A 2,745-nucleotide genomic window follows, 5' to 3' on the forward strand; every position below is an offset into this window, starting at 1 on the left:
GCCACCCTCGGCCCTGCCACCGACCCACCCGGCGTGCTGGAGGATATGGTGGCCGCCGGCCTCAATGTCGCTCGGCTCAACATGAGCCACGACACCCACGAGCGCCAGCGCAAGCGGGTGGAGCGGGTGCGCACCGTGGCGAAGGCCATGAAGCATCCGCTGGGCGTGCTCGTCGACCTGCAGGGGCCCAAGATCCGCATTGGGCGCTTCCAGAACGACCGCATTGAGCTGACTCAGGGCGACAGCTTCAGCATCGATCTCGACTGCCCGCTGGACTCCGGCGATCAGACCCGCGTTGGTTGCACCTACGCCAAGCTCGCGGATGACGTGATGCCGGGGGACCAGCTCGTGCTTGACGATGGCGCCATCGAGCTGGAGGTCACCGAGGTCTACGGGCGCAGTATTCAGTGCACCGTGCTCCTTGGCGGCAAGCTTTCCAACAACAAGGGCATCAACAAGCGCGGCGGCGGACTGTCGGCGCCGGCGCTGACGGACAAGGACAAGGCGGACATCGAGTTCGCCGCGTCGGTGGAGGCAGACTACCTGGCCGTCTCCTTCGTGCGCAGCCCCGAGGATGTCCGCCTGGCGCGGCAGCTCTTCACCAAGGCCGGCGGCAAGGGCGGCGTCGTTGCCAAGATCGAGCGCGCCGAGGCCCTGGAGCACGCCACGGAGATCATCGAGGCATCGGACGTGATTATGGTGGCGCGCGGCGATCTCGGCGTCGAGATCGGCGATGCCGAGCTGCCGGCGGTGCAGAAGCGGCTCATCAGCGAGGCGCGGGACCTGGACTGCGTTGTCATCACCGCCACGCAGATGATGCAGTCCATGATCGACAACCCGATCCCGACGCGGGCCGAAGTCTTCGACGTCGCCAACGCAGTGTTGGACGGCACCGATGCCGTGATGCTCTCCGCCGAGAGCTCCGTCGGCAAATATCCGGCCAAGGTGGTCGCGGCCATGGACCGCATCTGTGCGGAGTCCGAGAACTACCGCCGCAAGTCCCGCCACCGGCTGGACACCCGCTTCAAGCGCGTGGACGAGGCCATCGCCATGTCCGCCATGTATGCGGCCAACCACTTGGGTGTGAAGGCCGTGGCCGCGCTGACCGAGTCCGGCAGTACGGTCAAGTGGATGTCCCGGCTCAACACCGGCATCCCCATTTATGCTCTGACCCGGGTCGTGCATACCCGCAGAAAAGTCACGCTTTACCGTGGCGTCTACCCGATAAACTTCGATGTCGCGAGCAAGAACATCCATGAGGTCAACCGCGAGGTCATCGAAGAGCTGCTGCGACAGGGCACCGTCGTCGACGGCGATTTGGTGATCATCACCAAGGGCGACCGCGGCGGCGTCGAGGGACAGACCAACATCATGAAGATCATGCGCGTCGGCGAGCACAAGCTGCTGGCCGGCGACTGAGGCGAGCACCGCCCCACATCCACCCGCAACACTCACTCATCGACACAGGAGAGCCCCAATGGCCTTGATTTCACTCCGCCAGCTGCTGGACCACGCCGCCGAGCATCAGTACGGCGTGCCTGCGTTCAACGTCAACAACCTGGAGCAGATGCGCGCCATCATGGAGGCCGCCGACGAGACCGACTCCCCGGTCATCTGCCAGGCCTCGGCCGGTGCCCGCAAGTACGCCGGTGCCCCCTTCCTGCGCCACCTGATCCTCGCCGCCATCGAGGAGTGGCCGCACATCCCGGTGGTCATGCACCAGGACCACGGCGCCTCCCCGGCCGTCTGCCAGCGCTCCATCCAGCTCGGCTTCAGCTCCGTGATGATGGACGGGTCGCTCGGCGAGGACATGAAGACGCCGATGGACTACGACTACAACGCCCGCGTCACCCGCCAGGTCGTGGACATGGCGCACGCCTGCGGTGTCTCCGTCGAGGGCGAGCTGGGCTGCCTGGGCTCGCTCGAGACCGGCATGGCCGGCGAAGAGGACGGCTCCGGCGCCGAGGGCCAGCTCGACCACAGCCAGCTGCTGACCGACCCGGAGGAGGCCGCCAAGTTCGTCAAGGACACCCACGTGGACGCGCTGGCGATTGCTATCGGCACCAGCCACGGCGCCTACAAGTTCACCCGGCCGCCGACGGGCGACATCCTGGCCATCCAGCGCATCCGCGAGATCCACGCCCGCATCCCGGATACCCACCTGGTGATGCACGGCTCCTCCAGCGTGCCGCAGGACTGGCTCAAGATCATCGACGAGTTCGGCGGCGACATGGGCGAGACCTACGGCGTGCCGGTGGAGGAGATCGCCGAGGGCATCAAGAACGGTGTGCGTAAGGTCAACATCGATACCGACCTGCGCATGGCTTCCACGGGCGCCATCCGCCGCCACTTGGCGGAGAACCCCAAAAACTTCGATCCGCGCAAGTACCTCGCGGCCTCCACCAAGGCCATGAAGGAGATCTGCAAGGCGCGCTACGAGGCCTTCGGCACCGCCGGCAACGCGAGCAAGATCAAGGTCCTGTCGCTGGAGGACATGACCGACCGCTACGCCAAGGGCGAGCTCGACCCGAAGGTCAACTGATCCGGTTTTCCGCTGGCGCGGAAAACCGAATAAGGGAAGAGAGGGGGGCGCTTCGGCGCCCCTTTTTTTGCGTTTAGCAGCACCGCTTGGGGCTCGGTCATGACCCTGCCAATTGCCGGGCGGCTGCCCAGCCACCGATTACGGCAATAAACGGTGACAGTATACTTAACTTCACCAGAATCACCTGTTTGTCAATTGATCTC

General features: G+C 65.3%; 2 protein-coding genes. Both read left to right on the forward strand.

Features of this window, described 5'->3' with window-relative positions:
- A partial coding sequence (pyk, locus tag I6U14_RS03835) for a pyruvate kinase (protein WP_296897000.1) occupies positions 1-1,419 on the forward strand: 1,419 nt, incomplete at its 5' end.
- Positions 1,420-1,477: 58 nt separating this feature from the next.
- Positions 1,478-2,542, forward strand: a complete 1,065-nt coding sequence (gene fba, locus I6U14_RS03840; RefSeq protein WP_296897002.1) for a class II fructose-bisphosphate aldolase — start codon at positions 1,478-1,480, stop codon at positions 2,540-2,542.
- Positions 2,543-2,745 lie beyond the last annotated feature (203 nt).

Origin of the sequence: Thiohalocapsa sp. (assembly GCF_019695415.1) — a bacterium.
Lineage (GTDB): Bacteria > Pseudomonadota > Gammaproteobacteria > Chromatiales > Chromatiaceae > Thiohalocapsa.